The 25,932-nt window shown below is 68.6% G+C and carries 17 protein-coding genes and 1 pseudogene; 7 read left to right on the forward strand and 11 right to left on the reverse strand.

Translation table 11 applies throughout. The features are described from left to right. Window positions 1-42: 42 nt before the first annotated feature. From KAK06_RS10070 to KAK06_RS10085, 4 genes and pseudogenes are all read right to left on the reverse strand, one after another. A complete protein-coding gene (locus tag KAK06_RS10070) occupies window positions 43-2,805 on the reverse strand; it encodes a TonB-dependent receptor plug domain-containing protein (RefSeq protein ID WP_210801869.1) in 2,763 nt (920 codons plus the stop codon). A 174-nt stretch (window positions 2,806-2,979) separates the two neighbouring features. Then, window positions 2,980-3,510, reverse strand: a pseudogene (locus tag KAK06_RS10075) (methylmalonyl-CoA mutase family protein); the annotation flags it as partial. Beyond that, window positions 3,511-6,051: a S8 family peptidase gene (locus tag KAK06_RS10080; RefSeq protein WP_210801871.1), complete on the reverse strand. Its 2,541-nt coding sequence runs from the start codon at window positions 6,049-6,051 to the stop codon at window positions 3,511-3,513. Beyond that, window positions 6,032-7,075: an AAA family ATPase gene (locus tag KAK06_RS10085; protein WP_210801873.1), complete on the reverse strand. Its 1,044-nt coding sequence runs from the start codon at window positions 7,073-7,075 to the stop codon at window positions 6,032-6,034. The genes KAK06_RS10080 and KAK06_RS10085 overlap by 20 nt, the downstream gene beginning before the upstream one ends. A gap of 159 nt (window positions 7,076-7,234) precedes the next feature. Here KAK06_RS10085 and KAK06_RS10090 point away from each other — a divergent pair, with 159 nt between their 5' ends. Further along, window positions 7,235-8,332 (forward strand): Lcl C-terminal domain-containing protein, encoded by a 1,098-nt coding sequence (locus KAK06_RS10090; RefSeq protein ID WP_210801875.1) that lies wholly within the window; start codon window positions 7,235-7,237, stop codon window positions 8,330-8,332. Between the two features lie 24 nt (window positions 8,333-8,356). Here KAK06_RS10090 and icmF read toward each other — a convergent pair whose 3' ends face one another. After that, a complete protein-coding gene (icmF, locus tag KAK06_RS10095) occupies window positions 8,357-11,647 on the reverse strand; it encodes a fused isobutyryl-CoA mutase/GTPase IcmF (RefSeq protein ID WP_210801876.1) in 3,291 nt (1,096 codons plus the stop codon). Between the two features lie 155 nt (window positions 11,648-11,802). Between icmF and KAK06_RS10100 the strand changes: the two genes are divergently transcribed. Then, window positions 11,803-12,573, forward strand: a complete 771-nt coding sequence (locus tag KAK06_RS10100) for a type III pantothenate kinase (protein ID WP_210801878.1) — start codon at window positions 11,803-11,805, stop codon at window positions 12,571-12,573. 13 nt (window positions 12,574-12,586) lie between these two features. Here KAK06_RS10100 and KAK06_RS24125 read toward each other — a convergent pair whose 3' ends face one another. Next, window positions 12,587-13,411, reverse strand: coding sequence for a potassium channel family protein (locus tag KAK06_RS24125; RefSeq protein ID WP_247652768.1), 825 nt, complete (start codon window positions 13,409-13,411; stop codon window positions 12,587-12,589). Window positions 13,412-13,523: 112 nt separating this feature from the next. On the opposite strand from KAK06_RS24125, the gene KAK06_RS10110 reads away from it, so the two are divergent. Continuing rightward, window positions 13,524-14,636 (forward strand): GGDEF domain-containing protein, encoded by a 1,113-nt coding sequence (locus KAK06_RS10110; RefSeq protein WP_210801880.1) that lies wholly within the window; start codon window positions 13,524-13,526, stop codon window positions 14,634-14,636. Window positions 14,637-14,646: 10 nt separating this feature from the next. Here KAK06_RS10110 and hslU read toward each other — a convergent pair whose 3' ends face one another. The 5 genes from hslU to KAK06_RS10135 form a co-directional block, all read right to left on the reverse strand. Beyond that, window positions 14,647-15,984 (reverse strand): ATP-dependent protease ATPase subunit HslU, encoded by a 1,338-nt coding sequence (hslU, locus tag KAK06_RS10115; protein WP_210801881.1) that lies wholly within the window; start codon window positions 15,982-15,984, stop codon window positions 14,647-14,649. A 52-nt stretch (window positions 15,985-16,036) separates the two neighbouring features. After that, entirely contained in the window at window positions 16,037-16,588 is a 552-nt protein-coding gene (gene hslV, locus KAK06_RS10120) for an ATP-dependent protease subunit HslV (protein WP_210801883.1), read from the reverse strand. A 47-nt stretch (window positions 16,589-16,635) separates the two neighbouring features. After that, a complete protein-coding gene (locus KAK06_RS10125; protein ID WP_210801885.1) occupies window positions 16,636-18,321 on the reverse strand; it encodes an STAS domain-containing protein in 1,686 nt (561 codons plus the stop codon). Window positions 18,322-18,357: 36 nt separating this feature from the next. Beyond that, on the reverse strand, window positions 18,358-19,050 hold the full coding sequence (dksA, locus tag KAK06_RS10130; RefSeq protein WP_375140885.1) for an RNA polymerase-binding protein DksA: 693 nt from the start codon (window positions 19,048-19,050) through the stop codon (window positions 18,358-18,360). A 148-nt stretch (window positions 19,051-19,198) separates the two neighbouring features. Next, window positions 19,199-20,239, reverse strand: a complete 1,041-nt coding sequence (locus tag KAK06_RS10135; RefSeq protein WP_210801887.1) for a CobW family GTP-binding protein — start codon at window positions 20,237-20,239, stop codon at window positions 19,199-19,201. A 152-nt stretch (window positions 20,240-20,391) separates the two neighbouring features. Between KAK06_RS10135 and KAK06_RS10140 the strand changes: the two genes are divergently transcribed. The 4 genes from KAK06_RS10140 to glyS all read left to right on the forward strand — a co-directional run bounded on the left by KAK06_RS10140 (window position 20,392) and on the right by glyS (window position 25,930). Beyond that, window positions 20,392-21,273: a CorC family transporter gene (locus KAK06_RS10140; RefSeq protein ID WP_210801893.1), complete on the forward strand. Its 882-nt coding sequence runs from the start codon at window positions 20,392-20,394 to the stop codon at window positions 21,271-21,273. After that, entirely contained in the window at window positions 21,270-22,754 is a 1,485-nt protein-coding gene (gene lnt / locus KAK06_RS10145) for an apolipoprotein N-acyltransferase (protein WP_310741063.1), read from the forward strand. The genes KAK06_RS10140 and lnt overlap by 4 nt, the downstream gene beginning before the upstream one ends. 87 nt (window positions 22,755-22,841) lie before the next feature. After that, a complete protein-coding gene (gene glyQ, locus KAK06_RS10150) occupies window positions 22,842-23,783 on the forward strand; it encodes a glycine--tRNA ligase subunit alpha (RefSeq protein ID WP_210801895.1) in 942 nt (313 codons plus the stop codon). 5 nt (window positions 23,784-23,788) lie between these two features. Further along, window positions 23,789-25,930, forward strand: coding sequence for a glycine--tRNA ligase subunit beta (gene glyS / locus KAK06_RS10155; protein WP_210801897.1), 2,142 nt, complete (start codon window positions 23,789-23,791; stop codon window positions 25,928-25,930). Window positions 25,931-25,932: the final 2 nt, after the last annotated feature.

A 25,932-nucleotide genomic window follows, 5' to 3' on the forward strand; every position in this document is an offset into this window, starting at 1 on the left:
GAGCCCCTGGGACGTGTCAGCGCGGGCCGGGCCCGCGGGCGATCACTTGAACTGGTAAGCGGCGGTCAGATACCAGAAGCGGCCGCGCGGGTCGGCGAAGGAGCCGGCAAAGCCCGCCGAGTGCGAGCCGTAGCTCGACGAGGCGACGAACGGCGGCTCGGCGTCCAGCAGGTTGCGCACGCCCAGGCCCAGGCGCGTGTTCTTGAAGCCCTTGTAGCTGACGGCCAGGTTCCAGCGCGTGGTGTCGTTGACGTTGTAGGGCTGGGCCACACCCAGGTTGGCATCCACCACCGCCGCGGACTCGGTCCAGCCCTTGACGAAGGTGTTCTCCAGCGTGGCGCCCCACACACCCAGGCTCCAGTCGAAGCCCAGCGTGTGCTGCCAGCGCGGGATGGGTTGCACGCCCCCGGTGGACACGCCCACATAGCTCTTGTAGGCCGAGCCCTTGCCGTTCTGCTGCTCCCACACGCTGATGTAGGTGCCGGCGAAGCTCACGCCCAGCTTGCCGTACTCGCCCAGCCCGAAGCCGGCGCGCACATCCAGGTCAACGCCCGAGGTGCGCAGGCCGCCGAGGTTCTCCACCGGGGTGGCGATCGACGAGATGAAGCCGTCGGTGGTGCGGGTGATGCGGGTGGCGGCGTACTTGGCGTACAGCGCCGGGTCGCTCATCAGCTGGTCGCCCGAGATCACGCCGATCTGGTCGCTCTTGCGGATGGCCCAGTAGTCCAGCGCCAGGCTGAGGTCACGCACCGGCTCCAGCACCACGCCCACCGAGAACTGGCGGCTCCTCTCGGGCTTCAGCGTGGGGTCGCTGGTCAGGCGCACGTTGAACTGGGTCTTGCAGCGCGGATCGCCGGCATGGCCGGCCGGGCAGTTCGGATCGACCTGCACGTCGGCGGTGTTGGTGTTGGACGTCGGGCTGTTGACGTCCCACAGCGTGGGCGCGCGGAAGCCCGTGCCGGCGCTGGCGCGAACCATCCAGCGGCGGTCGGGCTGGATGCGCAGCTTCAGCGCGGGGTTGAAGCTGCTGCCGAAGTCGCTGTACTTGTCGTAGCGCGCGGCGGCGGTCAGCTCGACCATCTTGCTGAAGGGCATGGCCAGCTCGCTGAACAGCGCGTACGCCTTGCGGCTGGCCGAGGTGCGCGGCACCGAGCCCTCACCGCCGATGTGGGCGCCGGCCGAGTAGTCGGCATTGGTGGGCCGGTCGTCGGCCTTTTCCTGGCGGACATCGGTGCCCACGGCCAGCGACATCGCGCCGCCGTCCAGGCGGCCGATCTCGCGGCTCATCTTGGCATCCAGGCCAATCACCGTGCTCTTGGACTTGCGCACCACGCCGGTCAGGCCGGCGTCCTTCAGCAACTGCTGGCCAGTGGCGTCGTTCGGGCCGAAGGGGTTGATGTTGCCGGTACGCAGCGCGGCCAGGTAGGGGTCCTGCAGCAGGTAGCCGCTGTAGTTCAGCGTGCCGCGGGCCTGGGCCACGCTCAGGCCGACGTCGTAGTCCCACTGGTTCCACAGGCCCGAGACGCCGGTGACCAGGCGCAGCTGCTCATTGGTGTTGTCGTTGACCCGGTTGCCCATGTCCAGCGAGCGGGTGGCGATCTCGGCGAAGCCGTCGCCATCGGGGTCCCAGTCGGCCGCGGTGAAGCCCAGGCGCGTCAGCAGCGCCAGCGGGAAGTAGCGGCTGCTGGTGGGCATCAGCACGTTCGGGTAGTTGCCGTTGGGCAGCACCTTCATGGCGTCGCCGCTGATCGGCGTGGGGGCCACGCGGCCGATCGTGTGGTTGCGCGCGAACGAGGCCTCGGCGAACAGCGTGGTGCTGCTGTCGAGCGCCCAGGTGCCGCGGGTGAAGAGGTCGGACTTGGTGCTGTCAGGCAGGTTGTCGACCAGCGCCGCGTAGATCGCGCGGCAGTACAGCATGTCGTCGGTGCCGTTGGGCGCACGACCCAGGTTGTCCGGGATGCTGTTCACCGGATTGCAGGCGGCCATGTTCGCGCCGGGGTTGGTGTAGGCGCCTGGGGTGATCAGGACATCGCCACCCTGGATGAACACCGAGCCCGGGAAGCCCCGGTAGGAGGTGGGCGGCGATGAGCCGGCCACCTCGGTGGCGTGGCGCAGGTACAGCCCCTGGTCCACCGCCTTGATGCGGGTCTGCTTCTTGACGTTGCCGGTGACCAGCAGGTTGAACTTGTCGGTGCCCAGGTCGCCCAGCCCCAAGGCCAGCGAGACGCCGGTCTCGCGGCCACCGACACCGGCCTCGGTGTCACCGTAGCGCAGCGCGATCTCGCCCTGGGTGTAGTCGCGGCGGGTGATGAAGTTGATCACACCAGCCACGGCGTCGGTGCCGTAGATCGCGGAGGCGCCGTCGCGCAGCACCTCGATGCGCTCCAGCGCGGCAAACGGAATGCTGTTCAGGTCCACCGCCACCGAGCCGCCGATCGAGCCGAACGGGTGGCCCGCCAGGCGGCGGCCGTTGAGCAGCACCAAGGTGCTGTTCGGGCCCAGGCTGCGCATGTTGGCATTGGAGGTGGCGTAGCCGGCACCCTGGGTGCTGTCGGACACCAGACCGGAGATCGCCGCGACGCGGCGCAGCACGTCCTCCACGTTGACCGCGCCGGACTGCTCGATCTGCTCGCGGCTGATCACCGTGACCGGCAGCGCGGTCTCGGAGGCCAGGCGCTTGATCGACGAGCCGGTGACCTCGACACGCTGGGTGTCGGTGGCGGATTGGGCCAGCGCGGCGCTGCCGAGCAGACCGCTGCCCATGGCCAGGACCAGGCTGGCCGCCATAGGGGTGCGATGGAACATGGATCCTCCGAGGGCGGTACGGGCATCCAGGTGTCCGGCCCACGACCGGGTGCCTGGCTCAAGCCGCTGATTCTCGGAGGGCAGCCCGGGGTGTTGCCAAGCAGTTTCTGGTGGGTGTCCGTCGAGTGTCGCCCGGACGAAACACTGCCTGTCGGGATCCCCGTTGGGGGGCGATCACATGCTGCGCCGGTACTGCCCGCCCACCTCGAACAGGGCGCTGGTGATCTGGCCCAGGCTGCAGCAGCGCACCGCGTCCATCAGCACGTTGAAGACGTTGCCGTTCTCGATCACCGCCTGCTTCAGGCGGGCCAGCTGCACCGGGGCCTCGTCGGCATGGCGGGCGTGGAAATCGGCCAGGCGCTGCAGCTGGCTTTGCTTTTCCTCTTCGGTGGAACGCGCCAGCTCGATGTGCTCGGGCACCGGGTCGCCCTTCGGGTTGCGGAAGGTGTTGACGCCGATGATCGGGTACTCGCCGGTGTGCTTGAGCATCTCGTAGTGCATGCTCTCTTCCTGGATCTTGCTGCGCTGGTAGCCGGTCTCCATCGCGCCCAGCACGCCGCCGCGCTCGGCGATCTTCTCGAACTCGGCCAGCACGGCTTCTTCCACCAGCTCGGTCAGCTCGTCGATGATGAAGGCGCCCTGGTTGGGGTTCTCGTTCTTGGCCAGGCCCTGGCCCGTTCGGCGGTTGATGATCAGCTGGATCGCCTACCCGCGTGGCACAGCCACGGCCACAGGCGCGGCGGCGGCGATCTGCTGCGCCACCGGCGTGTAGAGATCTACATCCTCCTGCGGCGAGCGGATCGAGACCACCAGGCTGTAACGCGCTGGCAGGTTGTAGCGTTCCAGCGCAGGCCGGGTGCGCCACCAGCCCTTGGAGGGATAGATGGCGATCTGATGGCGTTGCGCCAGTTCGGCGGCGCTGCCGCGCCAGATGTCTTGGTGCAAGGAGCCGCGGTGCCGATAGCGTTCGCCCAACACCCAGTGTGGGTCGCGGCTGTCCACGGGGTCATCGTCGTCGTCGCGCTGTGCTGCGGCATTCACGCGAGCGACGAACTGCTCGCTGGAGGCGTCCAGTGGTCGCCGAACATCAAAGCGAAGTTGGTGCGAGGCGTAGTGGAACTTCGAGGTCGTGCCCCGCGCCGATGGGTTCGGCTCGATGAAGTAGGACAGCGTGATGCGCAGCTCCAGCTGGGCTTCAGGAGGCAGTGACTCCAGCACCTCCTTGGGCCAGGGCAACGAATGCAGGTGCATATCGCGGGTGGCCACGCTCTGCCCCGGTGGTCGTTGGTAGGGCTGCAACTGATCTTCCACCACCAGGGTCAGTGCGTGCCCTGCGCTCCAACGGGCGCGCTCCAGATCGGGTGCGCCCCAGCCGCAGTGCCGGATCAGGTGCACGTGATCGCGCTTGGTGGCGGCCGGTGGCAGGAACTGCGCCTTCATCGCGTCCGTCCAGTCGGCGGAATGCACCAGCAGCGCCCGAATCGTCTCGGGCCGCAACGCGGGGTAGTCGGCCATCAGCCGCGCGGCCATGCCTGCACACAGGGCAGACGCGGCACTGGTGGCGTTGAAAGGCGTCAGCAACCGATCGACTGGGCGGTGGTGGGCGGCGAGCAAATGCAGGCTGTTGACGCCCGTGGCGCCTCTGTCGTCGCGCGCTGCGTTGCCTCCCTCGCACACGACATCGGGCTTCAGCGGCCAGACGCTGTCCCAGGTGGCGGATGTTGTGGAGTAAGGGCTCAAGCCACCCTCCGGAGCCACCGGGGCCAAACCGTTGGCGTCGGGCTCGGTGATGTCCACCTTGCGTGTGAAGGCGCCCACCGTCAATGCGTTCCATGCTTGCGCAGGATCACGCAGACCGCTCGTCGTCAGTGATTCAGGGTATCGGGCAATGACGTTCAGGTCTTCGGTGTTGCCCGCGGCCAGCACGAACAGACGCGGGAACTGACCATCGCCGTCGTAATCGGCCGCCAACCGGTCCACCATGGCCGACCAGGCTGTTGGGCGGCCTTGTTCGCGGCCGTCCTCCGCGCTCACGGCGGAGGTGAACACCCGCGCCCGCTGTGGAGCAGCGACTTCCGGCTGCGACACCGCGTCGGCAAAGAGTGCGGCATGGTGCGGCTTGTCGCCAGGGTTCCCGCCCGCCTGGTCCACCAGCTTCACCGACTCCAGACGGTGTGGCACCTCGATCGGATCGGTGGAGCCCAAGGCCTCGGTCAAGTCCCCGTAGCTGGCCAGCGTGGCCAAGCCAGTGCCGTGGTCCGCGTTGTCGCCAACACCCCAGGCCGGGTGGATGGTGTGTGCATCGCCGGACTCCATCAGCGGGGCGATCAGGGGATGTGCGTGCGTGACGCCGGAATCCAGCACGCACACGCGGGGCGCAGCTTCATCCTCGGCCGCGGGTGCCCTCAAGTGTTCAAGGGCATCAACCACCCAATCGCGCTGCTGGTCCACTGGCATGGCGTCAAAGAACGCCGCAGTGTCCTTGGCGCGGCGCAACTCGGCCACGCAGTTCAACGTCAGGGAGGAGCGCCCCAATTGGCGCACCGTGCCGCGCATCAGCAGCACGGAACGTTCTGGGAAGCGTGCCACGGCTTCGGCCACCTCGCAGCCGACCGCCGTGGCCAGGCGCCGAAAGTCCGCCACCACCGCAGCGGGGCGCCCGCGCGTGGGTAGCCACACTTCCCACCACAGCGCCTCGTCCGGATCCGCAGGGAACAACTCGGGCGCATCGGTCCACAAGGCGCGCAGGCTGCTGGCGCGGATGGTGGCGATCGTGTCCACCAGGGCATGGTGGTCCAGGTGCTGGCCCTTGGCGCCGCGCCGCTCGGCCAGATAGTCGGCCACCACCTGCTCGAAGTGGGCCAGCTTGCCATCGGGCACGAACACGTTGGCGCGGGTGACGCCGGCCTCGGTCTGCACGCTGAGCACTTCGATGTGGTTCAGCGCGTTCTTGCCGCGTTCGTTGCCCAGGCTCGCAAAGGCCAGGGCCACGTCGGGCTGGCTGACGAACTCCAGCTGCAAGCCCAGGCCGGACTGCAGATCCAGCGCGCGTTGTGCCTCGGCCGCCTGTCGGGCCAGCGGACGAACGCCGACCAGATCGCGTTGCAGCGCCTGCCCATGTCGAGCACGGTCTTGTGTGGGGATGGGCGCCGTTTTGACCGGCATGCCCTTGGCCTTGAAAGCCTGGGGCTGGCCAGTGCCGGTCAGCAGGAGGTGGGGGCGTCGATCAGCGTTGGGGTCCGGCATGCTCAGGCGTTGGCGGGCGCGGGCCCAGGCGTGCCCCGATGGCGCGCCGCTCTTGCAGCGCAGCCAACAGGTCAACGCCCAGCACCTGCGCCTGGTCGTTCATGATGGCGTGCTTGATCGCCTCATCAACTGCCCGGCAGATCTCGGCATGGCTCAGACCTTCCACCGGCCGCACCCAGGCGCTGGTGCGCCAGGGTTTGGGGCAGAAGGTGCCCAGGCGGCTGCGTAGCAGCGCCACGGCCTGGGTAGGGGAGGGGAGCTGGTAGCTCACCACATCGTCAAAACGGCGGAATAGCGCCTGGTCCAGCACTTCCACATGATTGGTGGCGGCCAGGATCAGGCTGTGCGAGGTGTCCTGCTCGATCATCTGCAGGAAGCTGTTCAGCACGCGGCGGATCTCGCCCACGTCCTGCCCCAGCGCGCGCTGCGAGCCGATGGCGTCGAACTCGTCAAAGAAGTACACGCCGCGCACATCGGCCATGGCGTCGAACACCAGGCGCAGCTTGGCAGCCGTTTCGCCCATGAACTTGGTGATCAACGCGTCCAGCCGCACCCGCATCAGCGGCACGCCCAGCTCGCCAGCCAGCGCGGCGGCCGTCATTGTCTTGCCGGTGCCCGGCGGGCCCACCAGCAGCAGCTTGCGGCGCGGCTGCAGGCCGTGGGCCTGCAGGCGGGTGTGTTGCAGCTGCTCCTTCACCACGCGGGCCAGTTGCTGGCTGGCCCCGTCGTCCAGCACCATGTCGGCCAGCCGCGCGGCGGGGTGACTGACGCTGAGCAGGCTGTCCAGTTCGCCCTTGCGCGCCGCGCTGTGCAGACCGGCGGCGATGGGCACCAGCTTGCCCGCGCCAGTGGGCTCCAGCCGGGCCTTGGCGGCGTCGATCAGCTCACGCAGTTCCAGCGCCAGCTTGCCTCGGCCGGCCTTGGCTTCGTGCGCGGCGACTTGCATTGCCACCGACAGGAACTGACCATCGTCCCGTCGCAGGTGCGACTGGATCAGGGCCTTCAGTTGGTCGGGGCTGGGCATGGGGTGGATTGTGGCGCAGGTGCTTGCTGGGTGGGGCGCGTGTTACTGCGGAGGCGGTGTGAATGGGCGGCCAAGCAATAATTGGAGCGAGAGCTGACTGCGATGGCGTTGGTCTCCGTAGGTCAGATAAAGGTAAGCGTTGAACACAGGGAGGACGCGATGAAGATGCTGAAGGTGCTGGCCGCCATGGCTTTGGTATTGACCGGTTGGGCTGCACAGGCCGGGCCGTTCTTTGCAAGCAAGGATGGCAGTATGGTGTGGGATCAAGCTACCCGGTTGGTGTGGATGCGTTGCAGTATGGGTCAGCGCTGGAATACAAAGACTTGTGTGGGCAATGCTGTTGGCTACATCTATGTGGACCTGCAGTCCGCGGTGAAGCAACTAAATGCAAATGGAGGTTTTGGCGGGCAGGCCGACTGGCAGGTGCCAAGTATTCGGCAGTTGGCGTCTATTCGAGAGTGCGATAAGGGGTGGTCAATAAAGGCGCAGGATATAGGGGATGGAGGTCTGCTGGTTCCAGAGCGATGCGCAGATGGTTCGAGCTCTCCCAGCGTTGACCTTCTTGCGTTCCCGGAAACCGATTCACGCTACTTCTGGTCATCTTCGGCGTTTCAAGGTGGCCGCGGCCCCAATTGGGGCATAGATTTCGGCAGCGGCTATGTGGGTGATGGTGGTCGCCTATATGACGTGCAGGGTCGGTTGGTGCGTGCTACCTCGATGTCAATGGATGAAGCCAAATTTGCGTTTCCACAAAACTTGGCGAACATACGACAGGCTTTAGCGCGGGCGGCGGCGCTTGAGCGGGAAGCGGTAGAGCGCAAAGAGAGACTTCAGAAGGAAGCGGAACGGCGAGAGGCTGAAGAAGCAGAGCGCTCTGCGTTTGCTGCGGCGGCGAGAAAAGGCCCGCAGCAGTTGTACTTGCTTGCCGGTCAATCACAGCGTGGGAAGTCCATCGAAATTAACGGGCGAAGTTTCGGTACGATAGAGTTGTATGAATTGATTGTCGATAAGTTTCCGTCGAGCGAATATGCCGTCAGGGCCTCTGATCAGTTGAATGCCATGGATCGATCTGAGCGTGCACAGTCTGCTGCCTATCGCGCTGCCGAAGCGCAGCGACAAGCCGACCAAAATGCGTCGAATCGGGCGCAGTGTTTTTCCAATGTTCGCTCATGTGAAGCCAACTGCGCCAATTCGTGGAGCCGAGATTATCGAATGGCACAGAGCTGCATTTCGGGTTGCCAGCGCACCTGCAACTGACAGTTGCCTTGAGATCGCAGCGCCTCACATGCTGCGCCGGTACTGGCCGCCCACCTCGAAGAGGGCGCTGGTGATCTGGCCCAGCGAGCAGCAGCGCACCGCGTCCATCAGCACGTTGAAGACGTTGCCGTTCTCGATCACCGCCTGCTTCAGGCGGGCCAGCTGCACCGGGGCCTCGTCGGCATGGCGGGCGTGGAAATCGGCCAGGCGCTGCAGCTGGCTTTGCTTTTCCTCTTCGGTGGAACGCGCCAGCTCGATGTGCTCGGGCACCGGGTCGCCCTTGGGGTTGCGGAAGGTGTTGACGCCAATGATCGGGTACTCGCCGGTGTGCTTGAGCATCTCGTAGTGCATGCTCTCTTCCTGGATCTTGCTGCGCTGGTAGCCGGTCTCCATCGCGCCCAGCACGCCGCCGCGCTCGGCGATCTTCTCGAACTCGGCCAGCACCGCCTCCTCGACCAGTTCGGTGAGCTCGTCGATGATGAAGGCGCCCTGGTTGGGGTTCTCGTTCTTGGCCAGGCCCCACTCGCGGTTGATGATCAGCTGGATCGCCATCGCGCGGCGCACGCTGTCCTCGGTGGGCGTGGTGATCGCCTCGTCAAACGCGTTGGTGTGCAGCGAGTTGCAGTTGTCGTAGATCGCGATCAGCGCCTGCAGCGTGGTGCGGATGTCGTTGAACTGGATCTCCTGCGCGTGCAGGCTGCGGCCTGAGGTCTGGATGTGGTACTTCAGCTTCTGGCTGCGCTCGTTGGCGCCGTACTTCTCCTTCATCGCCACCGCCCAGATGCGCCGCGCCACGCGGCCCAGCACGGTGTACTCGGGGTCCATGCCGTTGCTGAAGAAGAAGCTCAGGTTGGGCGCGAAGTCGTCGATGTGCATGCCGCGGGCCAGGTAGGCCTCGACAAAGGTGAAGCCATTGCTGAGCGTGAAGGCCAGCTGGCTGATCGGGTTGGCCCCCGCTTCGGCGATGTGGTAGCCGCTGATGCTGACCGAGTAGAAATTGCGCACGTCGTGGTGCACGAAGTACTCGGCGATGTCGCCCATGACCTTCAGGCTGAACTCGGTGGAGAAGATGCAGGTGTTCTGGCCCTGGTCTTCCTTCAGGATGTCGGCCTGCACCGTGCCGCGCACATTGGCCAGCACCCATTCGCGGATCTTGGCGGCTTCGGTGGGGGTGGGCTCGCGGCCGTTGTCGCTGCGGAACTTGTCAAGCTGCTGGTCGATGGCGGTGTTCATGAACATCGCCAGGATCGACGGCGCCGGGCCGTTGATCGTCATGCTCACCGAGGTGCTGGGGCTGCACAGGTCGAAGCCCGAGTACAGCACCTTCATGTCGTCCAGCGTGGCGATGCTGACGCCCGAGTTGCCCACCTTGCCGTAGATGTCGGGCCGGGCATCGGGGTCGTTGCCGTAGAGCGTGACCGAGTCGAAGGCGGTGGACAGGCGCTTGGCCGGCATGCCCTCGGAGACCAGCTTGAAGCGGCGGTTGGTGCGGAAGGCGTCGCCTTCGCCGGCGAACATGCGGGTCGGGTCCTCGCCCTCGCGCTTGAAGGCGAAGGTGCCGGCGGTGTAGGGGTAGCTGCCGGGCACGTTGTCCAGCATCAGCCACTTGAGGATCTCGCCGTGGTCTTCGTACTGGGGCAGGGCCACCTTGCGGATGGTGTTGCCGCTGAGCGTGGTGTGGGTCAGCGCGGTGCGGATTTCCTTGTCACGGATCTTCACCACGTACTCGCTGCCGGCGTAGGCCTTGACCATGTCGGGCCACTGGGCCAGCAACTGGCGGGCGTCGGCGCCCAGGCGCTGCAGGCGCTCGTCGGCCAGCGCGCGCAGCGCGGCCGGGCCGGCGGCGCGGTCGGCGCCGGTGGCGTCCAGCATGTCGGCCGAGCACTGCAGCTGCTGCACCTCGCGCGCCAAGCGGGCCTGGGCGCGGGCGCGGGTCTTGTAGCCACGCACGGTGTCGGAGATCTCGGCCAGATAGCGCACGCGGGCCGGCGGCACGATCGGGGTCTGGTGGGTGCTGTGGCGGGTGGCCACGCGGGGCAGCCGGCCCTCGGCCAGCGCCAGGCCCTTGGCCTGCAGCCGCTCTTTCAGCGCCTGGTACAGCGCGGTGACGCCGTCGTCGTTGAAGCGCGCGGCCTGCGTGCCGAAGACCGGCATCTGCTCGGGCGACACGGTGAAGGCCTCGCGGTTGCGCTGCACCTGCTTGGCCACGTCGCGCAGCGCGTCGGCGGCGCCCTTGCGGTCGAACTTGTTGATCGCCACCAGCTCGGCAAAGTCCAGCATGTCGATCTTCTCGAGCTGGCTGGCGGCGCCGAACTCGGGCGTCATCACATACATCGGCACATCGACCAGCGGCACGATGGCGGCGTCGCCCTGGCCGATGCCCGAGGTCTCGACAATCACCAGGTCGAAGCCTGCGGCCCGGCAGGCGGCAATGGTGTCGGGCAGCGCGGCGCTGACCTCGCTGCCGGTGTCACGCGTGGCCAGCGAGCGCATGAAGACCCGCGGACCCTGTTGCCACGGCCCCGTCGCGTTCATGCGGATGCGGTCGCCCAGCAGCGCGCCACCGCTCTTGCGGCGCGACGGGTCGATGCTGATGACGGCGATGCGCAGGCGGTCGTCCTGGTCCAGGCGGAAGCGGCGGATCAGCTCGTCGGTCAGGCTGCTCTTGCCGGCTCCGCCGGTGCCGGTGATGCCCACCACCGGTGCGGTGGAGGCCGCGGCGGCCTCGCGCACGGCGGCCAGCATGGCCGCATCGGCGTCGCCGTTGTCGAGCGCAGTGATCAGCTGCGCCAGCGCCCGCCAGGCCGGCTCGGTCTGGCCCTGGATCGCGGCCAGCGTGGTGGGCGCGTGCGGCGACAGGCTCTTGTCGCAGCGCATCACCATCTCGCCAATCATGCCCTGCAGGCCCATGCGCTGGCCGTCTTCCGGGCTGAAGATGCGCACGCCGTGCGCCGACAGCTGGCGGATCTCCTCCGGGACGATGACGCCGCCGCCGCCGCCGAAGACCTGGATGTGCTCGCCGCCGCGGGCCCGCAGCAGCTCGACCATGTAGGTGAAGTACTCGTTGTGGCCGCCCTGGTAGCTGCTGACCGCGATGCCCTGCACGTCCTCCTGCAGCGCCGCGGTGACCACCTCGTCGACCGAGCGGTTGTGGCCCAGGTGGATCACCTCGGCGCCCATGTTCTGCAGGATGCGCCGCATGATGTTGATGGCGGCGTCGTGGCCGTCGAACAGGCTGGCGGCGGTGACGAAGCGCACCTTGTGCGTGGGGCGGTACTGGGCCAGGGCTTGGAATTCAGCGGAGAGGTCGGTCATGGCAGGCTCGTCGCGTTGGTTGACGTTTACGTCAACGTCAATCTGTCGATGATGCCATGGTCGCTTTGGCCGTGGCTGACAGTCGGGTGGCCGGCGCTGCCGGGGTTTACCCGTAGTCAATCCTGCGATGCGGAGCCGCTGGTACCCTGCGCCCCATGAGCTTCCTGGCCATCGACATCGGCAACACCCGCCTGAAGTGGGCGCAGTACGCGTCGCCCCAGCCGGGCGCGGCGGTGCTGGCCCATGGCGCGGTTTTCCTGGAGACCATCGACGAGCTGGCCGAGAAGGAATGGCGCGACATGGCCGCGCCGCGCTCGATGCTGGGCTGCGTGGTGGCCACCGAGGCGGTGCGCCGGCGGGTGGAAGAGCAGCTGGAGCTGTGGGACCTGACGCCGCGCTGGGTGGTGTCCTCGCCGCGCGAGGCTGGCGTGGTCAACGGCTATGACCACCCCGCCCGGCTGGGCGCCGACCGCTGGGTGGCGATGATCGGCGCGCGCGGCCATGTGCTGGCGCGCGGCCCGGCGCGACCGGCGCTGGTGGTGATGATCGGCACCGCGGTGACCGTGGACGCGATCGACCGCGATGGCCATTTCCTGGGCGGCCTGATCCTGCCCGGCCACGGCATCATGCTGCGCGCGCTGGAAAGTGGCACCGCCGGCTTGCGCGTGCCCACCGGCGAGGTCATGCCCTTCCCGGCCAACACCTCCGACGCGCTGACCAGCGGTGGCACCTACGCCATCACCGGCGCGATCGAGCGCATGCGCCGCCACCTGCGCGAACGCAGCCAGGGTGAGGAGCCGCTGGTGCTGATCACCGGCGGCGCCGGCTGGAAGGTGGCGCCCTACCTGGACATGCCGCACGAGCTGCTGGAGTCCCTGATCTTCGACGGCCTGCTGAACATCCAGTCGCACCGCCTGGCGCTCTGAGCGCTGCCGGCACTCAGCCGGGTGGATCACCCGGGCGGGTGCGCGCCAAGTCGTCGCGCAGCGCCTGCAGCTCCTGGCGCATGGCCGTCATCTCCTGGCGCACCTCGCGCAGGAATTCGCGCTCCAGGCGCCGCTCCTCGGTCTCGACCCAGGCGGTGGCGATGGCCGCGGTGATCAGCGACAGCATGCCAAAGCCCAGCATGACCACGAAGACCGAGAAGATGCGCGCCGCCGGCGTGGTGGGCACGATGTCGCCATAGCCCACGGTGGCGGCGGTGGTGAAGGCCAGCCACAGGCCGTCGGCCAGCGTGGGCGTGGTGGGCTCCAGCCACCAGTAGCCGAATCCGCAGGCCAGCAGCAGGCCCAGGGCGCTCACCAGCATGTAGGCCAGGCCGCCGCGGGTGATGAGGTGCTGGACCGTCCACACCATGCGCAGCAGCGTCAGACCGGCCACCGCCATGCGCAGCACCAGCGCGGCGGTGGACTGCAGGCTGCTGGGGGCCAACGCCGCTGCCAGCAGGCCCGCCACCAGCAGCAGGTCGCTCGGGTTGGCGCGCAGGTGGGTGGGGGCATGCCGGCAACGGCGCGCCACCTGCCAGAGGTGGGCGCTCACCACCACGGCGGCCAGCAGGTAAGCGGCGTCGGCCCAGTGCGTCGGGTGCTGGTGCAGCAGCTCGGCGTAGAAAGCCGGGATGGTCAGCACCAGCGCCAGCAGCACCGGCCAGCGCCAGCGGCGCTCGGTGCGGACCGCGGCGGGGTTGTCGCGGGGCGCCGCGGTCAGTCCCCAGGCGACCGCGCGGCGGACGAACGTGTGGGTATCGAGACTCCAGCGTGACATCCAGCAAGCTTCGCACGAGCTTGCGGTTCGGTCTTGATGGCACGCAAGCGGGTGTGCGACGTATGCTGGAGTCACCATGCCATCAGCAGGTCCCGCCGTCTCGAACCCGGACATGGCCGCCACAGCAGCGCCGCGCCCATCGCTGCTCTGGCGCGTGCTGCTGGCCGGCGTGCGGCCCGACGACAGCGCCACCACCCGGCGCAAGATGCTGCAGGTCAACGCCGGGGCGTTGCTGACCGTGCTGGCCATCGTGGTCTACAACCTGGCGTTCTGGTGGTCGGGCAATGCGGCGCTGATCTCCTCCGGCCTGTGGCAGCTGCCCGCGGCCGCGCTGGCGCCGCTGACCTGGTGGCTCAATGCCCGGCGCCAGCTGTCATGGGCGCGCTGGTTCGTGCTGCTGCTGGCGATGGTGGACGTGCTGTTGGGCATGGGCGGCGGCCAGGGATCGAGCACCCACATCCACGCCTATTACCTGCTGTTCGCGATCCTGGTGCCCACCATCCTGTCGGCCGAGGAGCGCTGGGGGATGGCGCTGCTGGTGGCAGCCAACCTGGGGGCCTATGCGCTGATCGCCCGCTTCGGCTGGCCCGCCCACCCGGACATGGCGCTGCTGCCCGCCGCCTGGCACGAGGGCCTGATGCTGTCGATGCTGATGTCCTGCGTGCTGATCGCCGTGGCCATGACGCTGCTGACCGAGGCCGCGGTGGCCGAGAACGAGGCGCGCCTGCAGACCCTGGCCGGCACCGACGGCCTGACCGGCCTGGCCAACCGGCGGCTTTTCCTGCAGGCACTCACCCACGAGAGCGAGCGGGCGCGGCGCGAGGGGCGCCAGCTGTCGGTGGCGATCGTCGATGTGGACCACTTCAAGCGCATCAATGACCACCACGGCCACGACATCGGCGACCAGGCACTGGTGCACCTGGCCAGCCACCTGCGCTCGCTGGTGCGCCCGTATGACGTGCTGGCCCGCATTGGCGGCGAGGAGTTCGCGCTGCTGCTGCCCGACACCCAGCTGCGCGAGGCGGTGTCGGTAACCGAGCGCTTCCGCGGCACGCTGGCCGGCACCGCGCTGCTGATCGACGGTCGGCCACGCACGCTGACGGTCAGCGTCGGCGTGGCCCAGCTCGGTCGCCACGAGACCGTGGACGACTGGCTGCGCCGCGCCGACCAGGCCCTCTACACCGCCAAGCACGAAGGCCGCAACCGCGTCCGCGTGGCGGTCTGAACCGCGCCGCTCACAAGATGTAGCGCGACAGGTCCTGGTTGCGCGCCAGCTCGCCCAGCCGCTCGCTGACCAGGGCGGCATCGATGCTCACGGTCTGGCCACTGCGGTCCGGCGCCTCGTAGCTGATCTCGTCGAGCAGGCGCTCGAGCACCGTGGCCAGGCGGCGCGCGCCGATGTTCTCGGTGCGCTCGTTCACCTCGAAGGCCACCTCGGCCAGCCGGCGGATCGCATCGGCGCCGATCTCCAGCGTCACGCCCTCGGTGGCCAGCAAGGCCTGGTACTGGCGGATCAGGTTGGCGTGGGTGCTGCCCAGGATGGCTTCGAAGTCCTCGACCGACAGCGGCTGCAGCTCCACCCGGATCGGAAAGCGCCCCTGCAGCTCGGGAATCAGGTCGCTGGGCTTGGCCAGGTGAAAGGCGCCCGAGGCGATGAACAGCACGTGGTCGGTGCGCACCAGGCCGTGCTTGGTCTGCACCGTGGTGCCTTCCACCAGCGGCAGCAGGTCGCGCTGCACGCCCTGGCGCGAGACATCGGCGCCCTGGGTGTTGGCGCGCGCGGCGACCTTGTCGATCTCGTCGATGAAGACGATGCCGTTCTGCTCGGCGTTGGCCACCGCGCGGCTGCGGATCTCCTCCTCGTTGACCAGCTTGGCGGCTTCCTCGTCGGTGAGCTGGCGCAGGGCGTCCTGGATGCGCAGCTTGCGCGTGCTTTTGCGCCCGGCACCCATCTGGCCGAACAGGCCCTTGAGCTGCTCGGCCATGTCCTCCATGCCGGCGGGGGCCATGATGTCGACGTTGGGCCGTGGCTCGGCCAGCTCCAGCTCGATCTCCTTGTCGTTCAGCGCGCCCTCGCGCAGGCGCTTGCGCATGACCTGGCGGGCGGTGTTGTCGGGGGCCGGCGCCGGGGCCGCAAAGCCCAGCTCGCTGCCGCCCCGCGGCGGCGGCACCAGGACATCGAGGATGCGGTCCTCGGCGGCGTCCTCGGCGCGCAGACGGGCGCGTTTGAGCGCGGCCTCGCGCTCCTGCTTGACCGCCACCTCGACCAAATCGCGCACGATGGTGTCGACGTCCTTGCCGACATAGCCCACTTCGGTGAACTTGGTGGCCTCGACCTTGACGAAGGGCGCATCGGCCAGCCGCGCCAGGCGGCGCGCAATCTCGGTCTTGCCCACGCCGGTGGGGCCGATCATCAGGATGTTCTTGGGCGTGATCTCGGCGCGCAGCTTCTCGTCCACCTGCTGGCGCCGCCAGCGGTTGCGCAGTGCGATCGCCACCGCCCGCTTGGCCGCCTGCTGGCCGACGATGTGGCGGTCCAGTTCGGAGACGATCTCCTTGGGCGTCATCGTCATGGGGTCCTCCTGGCGCTGGGCGCAGCCACCTGCGGCCAGGACCGTGCGCGACTCATTCAATCACCTCGATCGTGTGGTGCTGGTTGGTGTAGATGCAGATCGTTCCGGCAATCTCCAGCGCCTGCTTGACGATCTGCGCGGCGTCCAGTGTGGTGTGGTCCAGCAGCGCCATCGCCGCCGCCTGCGCATAGGCGCCGCCCGAGCCGATGGCCACCAGGCCGCGTTCGGGCTCGAGCACATCGCCATTGCCGGTGATGATCAGCGAGGCCTCGCGGTCGGCCACCGCCAGCATGGCCTCGAGGTTGCGCAGGACCTTGTCGGTGCGCCAGTCGCGCGTCAGCTCGATGGCGGCGCGCACCAGGTGGCCGCCGTGCTTGGACAGCTTGTCCTCGAAGCGCTCGAACAGCGTGAAGGCGTCGGCGGTGGCGCCGGCAAAGCCGGCCAGCACCTTGTCGTGGTGCAGGCGGCGCACCTTGCGCGCACTGGCCTTGACGACGATGTGGCCCAGCGTGACCTGGCCGTCGCCGCCGAGGGCGACCTGCCAGCGGCCGTCGGGCAGCGGCCGGCGCACGCTGACGATGGTGGTACCGTGGTACGAATCCATGGTGGGGATGGGGCGTGAGGGCGCCCTGGGGCGCCGGGACAAATGGGTCAGGCCTGCCGCAGGTGCACGGGGGCGTGCTCGCCGATGCCCATCGCGCCAAACATCGCGGCCACCAGTCGGTGGACCTCGATGAAGCTGATGTGCCGGCCTTCACCCTTGCGGGCAATGATCCAGTTCAGCAGGTCGCCAGCGGCGATGAAGTCGACGCGGATCAGCAGCGCGCAGGAGATGCGCACCACCTGGGCGCCACCCAGCTTGGCGTCCAGCGTCTTGAGCACCACGCCCAGGTCGCCGGAGAGCTGGCCCGACAGATCCAGCGTGGTGACCGCCACGCCATGGTGGCTGTCGCCGCCCTGGATGGTGGTGACCGCGTCGCCTACCACCGACAGCGAGGATGCCCGGGTGTTGGCGGCCGAGCTGCCCACGCGGGCGACGCAGCGGCTGGGCTCCCAGCTGGGCGGCGAGACCTCGTAGGTCACGCAGTAGTCGATCGCCACCTCGTCGAACTGGTCGGGGCGGTTGGTCAGGCGCAGCGCCTCAAGGCGGGCCATCCAGTAGCCCGGATCGGCGTCGCGCACACCCACCGGGGCTGCTTCGCCGAGCACGGCGAACAGCCGGTCAGAGGCCAGCCAGCGCATCTGCAGCGGCTGCAGGGCCCACTCCCGGCACAGGCGAGTCAGCTGGTTCGCGGCCTCGGGCTGCACGCGCTGCAGTGCCGTCCAGTCCAGCACCCAGGGCTGGGGCAGCTGCATGCAGCGGCTGCTCAGGTCGGTCAGGCCCGCGCTGTCCAGCGTGGGCGGGCAGACCCAGCCGATCTCGCTGTCCTTGGGCTGCGGCGCCAGCATGCCGCTCTGCGAGGCATCGGCCACCAGGCGCGGCAGCGAGTACCACTGCGGCGGCGAGGTCTGGAAGCGATGGCCGTACTCAGCCACCAGGGTCTCGAAACGCTGCATCTGGCCGGTGGCGCGGTACAGGTCGAACAGGGTCAGCCAGGTCTCGGCATGCTCATGGCGAGCGCCGCCCGGGCCGACCAGGGTGACCAGGGCGCGCTCGGCATGGGCGAAATCGGCGTTGGCGAAGGCGATCACCGCCTCGTCCAGGTCGTGGTCGTGCACCACTTCGGAGACTTCGACCAGCGGCAAAGTGTCGCCACGGCGCACCTGCAGGGCCGGGGCGACGGCCTCGGTCAGCGTGGGCGCCGAGCGCAGCGCGGCCTCGTCGGCCGGCATCATCATCATCGGCCGGGTGTTCTCGTCCATGCCGTCCACCACCATGCCGGCGGGGATGGTGGCCGCGCCATCGGGGCTGGCGGTGTCCACCCGGCGGGCACCGGCGCTGACCGGCCGGGCCGGCGTGGGGCGCAGCGGCGGCGCGCTGCCCACCATTTGCTGCTCGATGGCGTCGATCTTGGCCTTGACGCCCACGTCGGCGCCACCGGGCGGCTGGGTGGGGCGGACCTCGGAGTCGTCGATGTTGGACGAGGCGTCCAGCGCCGCGGCCTGCTCGGGCGTCAGGCCCTCGCGGCGGATGCGGCGCAGCATGTTGAGCTCGCGCTTGCGGACGAAGTCGTTGCGCCGCTTGCGCTCGATCATCGCCTTGAGCTCGGCCTTCTCAGCCTCGGCGAACTGGCTGCCGCCGCTGTCGGCACCCAGGCCAACCAGCTCCCGGGTGGGGGCAGACATCATCCGCACCACCCGGCTCAGCACGCCCTTGCCTTCTTCGCGGCTGGCCATGGTGGGCGCTCCTGGAACTGCTGCTCTGCCCGGCGCTCAGTCGCCGAACATCTTCTGCTTGAGCTCGCGACGCTGCTGGGCTTCCAGCGACAGCGTGGCAGTCGGGCGGGCCAGCAGGCGGCCCAGGCCGATCGGCTCGCCGGTCTCGTCGCAGTAGCCGTAGTCGCCTGCGTCGATGCGCGCCAGCGACTGGCTGATTTTCTTGAGCAGCTTGCGCTCGCGGTCGCGGGTGCGCAGCTCCAGCGCGTGCTCTTCCTCGATCGTGGCGCGGTCGGCCGGATCGGGGACGATGGAGGTGTCCTCGCGCAGGTGTTCGGTGGTCTCACCGGCGTTGGACAGCAGGTCGTCCTTGAGCGCCTGCAGCCGGGCGCGGAAGAACTCCAGCTGCTTGTCGTTCATGTACTCCGAGTCGGGCATGGCCAGCAGCTCGGGCTCGCTCAGGTCACGGCCGGCCTTGGTCTTCCAGGCATTGGCCAGCTTGGGGTCCGCCTTGGCGGCGGGCTTGAGGGCAGTCATCGGTTCGGGGTCGGTCCGGGGGGCTGGTTTCTTGGGCGAGAAACGGTCAGAGAAGCTCGCCCGCGACACGGCGGGCGGGGCGGTGGTTCGGTCGCCGGGGTGGACAGCAGGCGCTGCCGGCTCGGCCGCAGCCTTCTTGGCGGCGGCCGGGGCCTTGGCAGCAGGCTTCTTGGCTGCTGCCGGGCTGGCGCTCTTGGCCGGGGTCTTGCTCACGTCGGTCTCCTCACCACGTCGCTCGAACATCGAGGGCTGTTATACCCCTGTTGGCCCGGCGCATGTGGTGCAACCGCCACGTTCGGGCGCGCGGATTGTAGCGATCCGGCACTTCAGCGCAGCTGACAGCCGTGGCGAATCTGCCAGATCAGGCCACACAGCCTTCCAGACCCTGCAACAGGATGTCGCGCGGCAGATCGATGCCGATGAAGACCATCTTGCTGCCCTTGGCCTCGCCGGGCGCCCATTTCGGGCCCAGGTCGGAGCCCATCAGCTGGTGCACGCCCTGGAAAATCACCTTGCGATCGCTGCCCTTGAGCCACAGCACGCCCTTGTAGCGCAGCATCTTGGGGCCATAGACCTGGACGATGGCGCCCAGGAAATCCTCGAGCTTGGCCGGCGACAGCGCCTTGTCCGAGCGGAAGACGAAGCTCTTCACGTCGTCGTCGTGGGCGTGGTGGTGGGGGTGATCGCAGTGCTCGCCGTGCTCGTGATCGTGATCGTGGTGGTGATCATGGCCGTGGCCCTCGGTCAGGAAATCGGGATCGATGTCCAGCTTGGCGTTGAGGTTGAAGCCCTTGAGGTCAAAGACCTGGGCGATCGGCACCTCGCCGAAGTGCACCGCGCTTTGCGGCGCGCGCGGGTTCATGTGCTTCAGGCGGTGCTGCAGCGCGGCCAGGGCCTCGGCGTCGACCAAATCGGACTTGCTGATGAAGATCTGGTCGGCAAAGCCCACCTGGCGGCGCGCTTCCTGGCGGTCGTTGAGCTGCTGCTCGGCGTGCTTGGCGTCCACCAGGGTCAGCACCGAGTCCAGCAGGTAGCTCTCGGCCACCTCGTCGTCCATGAAGAAGGTCTGGGCCACCGGGCCGGGGTCGGCCACGCCGGTGGTCTCGATCACCACCCGGTCAAACTGCAGCTTGCCCTGGCGGCGCTTCATCGCCAGGTCGGCCAGCGTGGAGCGCAGGTCCTCGCGGATCGTGCAGCAGACGCAGCCGTTGCTCATCTGGATCACCTGCTCGTTGGTGTCCGAGACGAGGATGTCGTTGTCGATGTTCTCTTCGCCGAACTCGTTCTCGATGACGGCGATCTTCTGGCCATGGGCCTCGGTCAGCACGCGCTTGAGCAGGGTGGTCTTGCCCGAGCCGAGGAAGCCGGTCAGGATGGTGGCGGGGATCAGGCCGTTGGACATGGCGCTCTGGTGTCGGGTGGGCAAGCCCAGGCAGATGGGGGCGGGCCGCTGGGGTTCAAGGGGCCGCCACTCTGAGCCCGTCGGGGCGGGGCTGTCAAGCGCCGTCAAAAGGATCGGGTATTCTCGGCACATTCCCACTGCCGGCACACGTTGTGTCCGAACCGCCTTCCCCACGACCGCCGCGCGGAGGTCGTCCGGCCGCCGCTGACAAGCGCGGCCTCTTTGAGCGTCTGGTGGAGTTCGTGCTCCCCGGGCCCGACTCCAAGGCCGAACTGATCGAGACCCTGGCCGATGCCGAGCATCGCGAGCTGATCGAGCCGCAGTCGCGCGCCATGCTCGAGGGGGTGCTGCGCATGGCCGACATGGTCGCCGGCGACGTCATGGTGGCCGAGCCCCGCATGGACGTGCTCGACATTGACGCCCCCTACGAGGAGCTGCTGGCCGCGGTGATCGACACCGGCCACTCGCGCTTCCCGGTGGTGGAGGGCGCGCGCGACAACATCATCGGCATCCTGATGGCCAAGGATCTGCTGAAGCTGCAGCGCGCGCCCGAGCTGAACCTGCGCACGCTGTTGCGGCCGGCCGTGTTCGTGCCCGAAAGCAAGGGCCTGAACGAGTTGCTGCGTGACTTCCGCTCCAACCGCAACCACCTGGCGATCGTCATCGACGAGTTCGGCTCCACCGCCGGCCTGCTGACGATCGAGGACGTGCTGGAAGAGATCGTCGGCGAGATCGAGGACGAGTTCGACGTGGCCGACGCCGCCAGCGGCGTCTACACCCTGGCCGATGGCAGCCTGCGGGTGGCCGGCGATGCCGACATCCGCACCGTCAACGAGGCCTTTTCGGCGCAGTTCCCCGAAGATGCCTTCGACACCATCGGCGGCTTGCTGGCCCACGAGCTGGGTCGGGTGCCGCGGCGCGGCGAGTCGGTGGTGTTGGGCGGGTTGGACTTCAACGTGATGCTCACCCGTGGCGGCGCGGTGCGCTGGTTCCGGGTGCGGCGCGTGCCGGCCGAGGCCGGGTCGGCCGCGTGAGGCTGGGCGCCCCGGGCGCGCTGGCGCTGGCGGCGCTGGCCGGGGTGGCGCACACCGCCGCCTTTGCGCCGCTGGATCTGCCCTGGCTGCAAGTGCTGGCCGTGGTCGCGCTGGTGGCCCTGGTCCAGACGGCCACGCCGGCCCAGGCCTTTGCGCGCGGCTGGGCCTTCGGCACCGCCTGGCTGACCAGCGGCCTGTGGTGGCTCTATATCAGCCTGCACGACTTTGGCGGCTTGCCGTCACCGCTGGCGGCGGTGGCGGTGCTGCTGCTGTCGCTGGCGTTGTCCCTCTACCTGGCGCTGGCGCTGGCAGCCTGGGCGCGCTGGCGCAGCCGTCGGCCGCTGGCCGATGCGCTGGGCTTTGCCGGCCTGTGGCTGCTGGCCGAGCTGGCGCGGGCGCAGTTCCTCACCGGCTTTCCGTGGATCGCTTCGGGATATGCGCATGCCGATGGCCTGCTGGCCATGCTGGCGCCCTGGGGCGGGGTCTACGCGATGGGGGCCTTGGCCGCGCTGCTGGCCGCGCTGGTGGTGCTGGGGCAGGGGAGCGAGGCGCGCCTCAACCGCCTGCTGGCGGTGGCGCTGCTGGGCGGGCTGTACCTGCTGCCTCAGCAGTTCACCGAGCCGGCCGGCGAGCTGACGGTCAGCCTGCTGCAACCGGCGGTGCCGCAGGACCTGAAGTTCGATCCCGCGCGCATCAACGACAACATGCAGGCCTTGCAGCGGCAACTGCATGCGGCGCGCGGTGCGCTGGTGGTGACGCCCGAGTCGGTGCTGCCGGTGCCGCGCGACCTGCTGGACGAGGGCTACTGGGCCGGGCTGACCGCTCCGTTCCGTCAGCCGGGCCGCGCCGCACTGGTGGGCACCTTCATCGGCAACGAGCGCGATGGCTACGTCAATGCCATGGTCGGCGTGCAGGCCGGCAGCGGGCCGGACTATGAATACGGCAAGCGCCACCTGCTGCCCTTTGGCGAGTACATCCCGCCGGGTTTCCGCTGGTTCGTCGAGCTGATGCGCATCCCGCTGGGCGATCAGGCCAGCGGCCACAACAGCGCGGCATTCGCGGTGGCTGGCCAGCGGGTGCGGCCACTGATCTGCTATGAAGACCTGTTCGGCGAGGACTTTGCCGACGCGGTGGTCGGCCCGCAGGCCGCCACCGTGCTGGTCAATGCCAGCAACCTGGCCTGGTTCGGCCGCTGGATGGTGCAGGACCAGCACCTGCAGTTCTCGCGTCTGCGCGCACTGGAGTTCCAACGCCCGCTGGTGCGCGCCACCAACACCGGTGCCACCGCGGTGATCGACCACCGCGGCGTGGTCACCCACCGCCTGCCGGCCTGGCAGGAGGGCACGCTCGACGCCAGCGTGCAGGGCCGCCGGGGCGACACCCCTTATGCCCGCTGGCTGGCGCGCGCAGGCCTGTGGCCACTGTGGGTGCTGGCGCTGGCCCTGTTCGGGGCGATGGCCCCGGCGGTGCGCCGCCGCTGAGCGGCGCGGGTCGCCCCGTAGAATCTGAGGTTTCCCCCTCACGATAGTCTCCGCCCGCGTCTGACGCGCGCGGTGCGCGACCGGCCGATGCTCACCTTCCAGCAATTGATCCTCCGCCTCCAGGACTACTGGGACGCCCAGGGCTGCGCCCTGCTGCAGCCCTACGACATGGAAGTGGGTGCGGGCACCAGCCACACCGCCACCTTCCTGCGCGCCCTGGGCCCCGAGCCCTGGAAGGCCGCCTATGTGCAGCCCAGCCGCCGCCCCAAGGACGGCCGCTATGGCCAGAACCCCAACCGCCTGCAGCACTACTACCAGTACCAGGTGGTGCTCAAGCCGGCGCCGGCCAACATCCTGGAGCTTTACCTGGGCAGCCTGGAGGCGCTGGGCTTCGATCTGAAGAAGAACGACGTGCGCTTCGTCGAGGACGACTGGGAGAACCCCACGCTGGGCGCCTGGGGCCTGGGCTGGGAGGTCTGGCTCAATGGCATGGAGGTGACCCAGTTCACCTACTTCCAGCAGGTGGGCGGCATCGACTGCAAGCCCATCACCGGCGAGATCACCTACGGCCTGGAGCGCCTGGCGATGTACCTGCAGGGCGTGGAGAACGTCTACGACCTGACCTTTGCCCCGGGGCTGAAGTACGGCGACGTCTACCACCAGAACGAGGTGGAGCAGAGCACCTACAACTTCGAGTACAGCAACGTCGAGTTCCTGCTGCAGGCCTTTGGTGCCCATGAGGGCAACGCGCAGCAGCTGATGCAGGCGCAACTGGCGCTGCCGGCCTATGAGCAGGTGCTCAAGGCGGCCCACACCTTCAACCTGCTGGACGCGCGCGGCGCGATCAGCGTGACCGAGCGGGCGGCCTACATCGGCCGCATCCGCAACCTGGCCCGCAGCGTGGCGGCCAGCTACCTCGACAGCCGCGCCCGCCTGGGCTTCCCGATGGCCCCCAAGGCCTGGGCCGATGAAGTGATTGCGGAACTGCAAGCCAAGGCCGAAAAGGCCGCCAAGAAAGAAGCGGCCTGAACACCATGAGCGTATCCAACCTGCTTGTTGAACTGTTCGTCGAAGAGCTGCCGCCCAAGGCGCTGAAGAAACTGGGCGAGGCCTTTTCGTCGGTGCTGGCCGGCAGCCTGAGGGCTCAGGGCCTGGCGGCGGCCGATGCCGCGGTCACCTCGTTCGCGTCGCCGCGCCGGCTGGCGGTGCATGTCGTCGGCGTGGCCGCCAAGGCCGCCGACAAGGCGCAGCAGATCAAGCTGATGCCGGTGGCGGTGGCGCTCACCGCCGATGGCCTGCCCACCCCCGCGCTGCTGAAGAAGCTGGCTGCGGTGGGCGCCGACGCGTCGGTCGTGCCGCAGCTCAAGCGGCTGCCCGACGGCAAGGCCGAGGCCCTGTTCCTCGACAGCCTGGTGCCCGGCGCCAGCCTGGCCGAGGGCCTGCAAAAGGCGCTGGACGAGGCCGTCGCCAAGCTGCCCATCCCCAAGGTCATGACCTACCAGAAGGCCGATGGCTGGAGCGACGTCAAGTTCGTGCGCCCGGCGCACCGCCTGATCGCGCTGCATGGCGAGCAGCTGGTGCCGGTGCAGGCCCTGGGCCTGAGCGCCGGCCGCGAGACGCTGGGTCACCGCTTCGAAGCCGCGACGCCGGTGCTGGCCATCACCAGCGCCGACACTTACGCCCAGCAGTTGCGTGAGCAGGGCGCCGTGATCGCCAGCTTCGACGAGCGCCGCGCCGAGATCGTGCGCCAGCTCACTGTCGCCGCTGCGAAGGAAGGCCTGACGCCGATCGAGGATGAGGCCCTGCTGGACGAAGTCACCGCGCTGGTCGAGAAGCCCCATGTGATGACCTGCCACTTCGAGCAGGAATTCCTCGGTGTGCCGCAGGAATGCCTGATCCTGACGATGAAGGCCAACCAGAAGTACTTTCCGTTGCTGGATGGGCACGGCAAGCTCACCAACACCTTCCTGATCGTCAGCAACATCTCGCCGGCCGACCCCAGCGCCGTGATCCAGGGCAATGAGCGCGTGGTGCGCCCGCGCCTGGCCGACGCCAAGTTCTTCTTCGACCAGGACCGCAAGAAGAAGCTTGAAGACCGCGTGCCGGGCCTGGCCAAGGTGGTCTACCACGGCAAGCTGGGCACCCAGGGCGAGCGCATGGAGCGCGTGCGCGCGATCGGCCACGCGATCGTCAACCAGCTGCGCATGGCCACCGTGCCCTTCACGGTGGAAGCCAAGGACGAGTTCGACGTGCTCGACTCCAAGGTGCGCGAGGCCGCCACACTGGCCAAGTGCGACCTGCTGACCGACATGGTCGGCGAGTTCCCCGAGCTGCAAGGCATCATGGGTGGCTATTACGCCCGCGCCGAGGGCCTGCGCGACGGTGTGGCCATCGCCATCGAGGACCACTACAAGCCGCGCTTTGCCGGTGACGCGCTGCCGCGCAACCACAGCGGCACCGTCGTGGCGCTGGCCGACAAGCTGGAAACCCTGGTCGGCCTGTTCGGCATCGGCCAGCTGCCCACCGGCGACAAGGACCCGTTTGCGCTGCGCCGCCATGCGCTGGGCGTGATCCGCATCCTGGTCGAGAAGAACCTGCCGCTGGACCTGGCCGAGCTGCTCAAGGCCGCCGTGCCCTGCTTCGGCGAGTTGATCCAGGACCCGAGCGAGGCGCTGGCCGGCTTCTTCGCCGACCGCCTGTCGGTCTCGCTGCGCGACCAGGGCTACAGCGCCCAGGAGGTGGATGCGGTGCTGGCGCTGGCGCCGCAGCGCCTGGGCGACATCCCGCGCCGCCTGGAGGCCGTGCGCGCCTTCGCCGCGCTGCCCGAGGCCGCGTCGCTGGCCGCGGCCAACAAGCGCGTGGGCAACATCCTGAAGAAGATCGAGGGCGCGCTGCCCACGGCGGTCACCGAGGCGCTGCTGCAAGAGCCCGCCGAGCAGGCCCTGGCCGCCGCGATCGCCCAGGTGCAGCCTGCCGCTGACCGCCTGTTCGAGCAGCACGACTACGCCGGCTCGCTCCAGGCGCTGGCCGCGCTGAAGGCGCCGGTCGATGCCTTCTTCGACGGCGTGATGGTCAATGCCGACGACGCCGCACTGCGCGCCAACCGCCAGGCGCTGCTGAACCGCCTGCACCAGGCGATGAACCGCGTGGCCGACCTGTCGCGCCTGGCCGCCTGACG

Origin of the sequence: Ideonella aquatica, from assembly GCF_018069755.1 — a bacterium.
Taxonomy (GTDB): domain Bacteria; phylum Pseudomonadota; class Gammaproteobacteria; order Burkholderiales; family Burkholderiaceae_C; genus Ideonella; species Ideonella aquatica.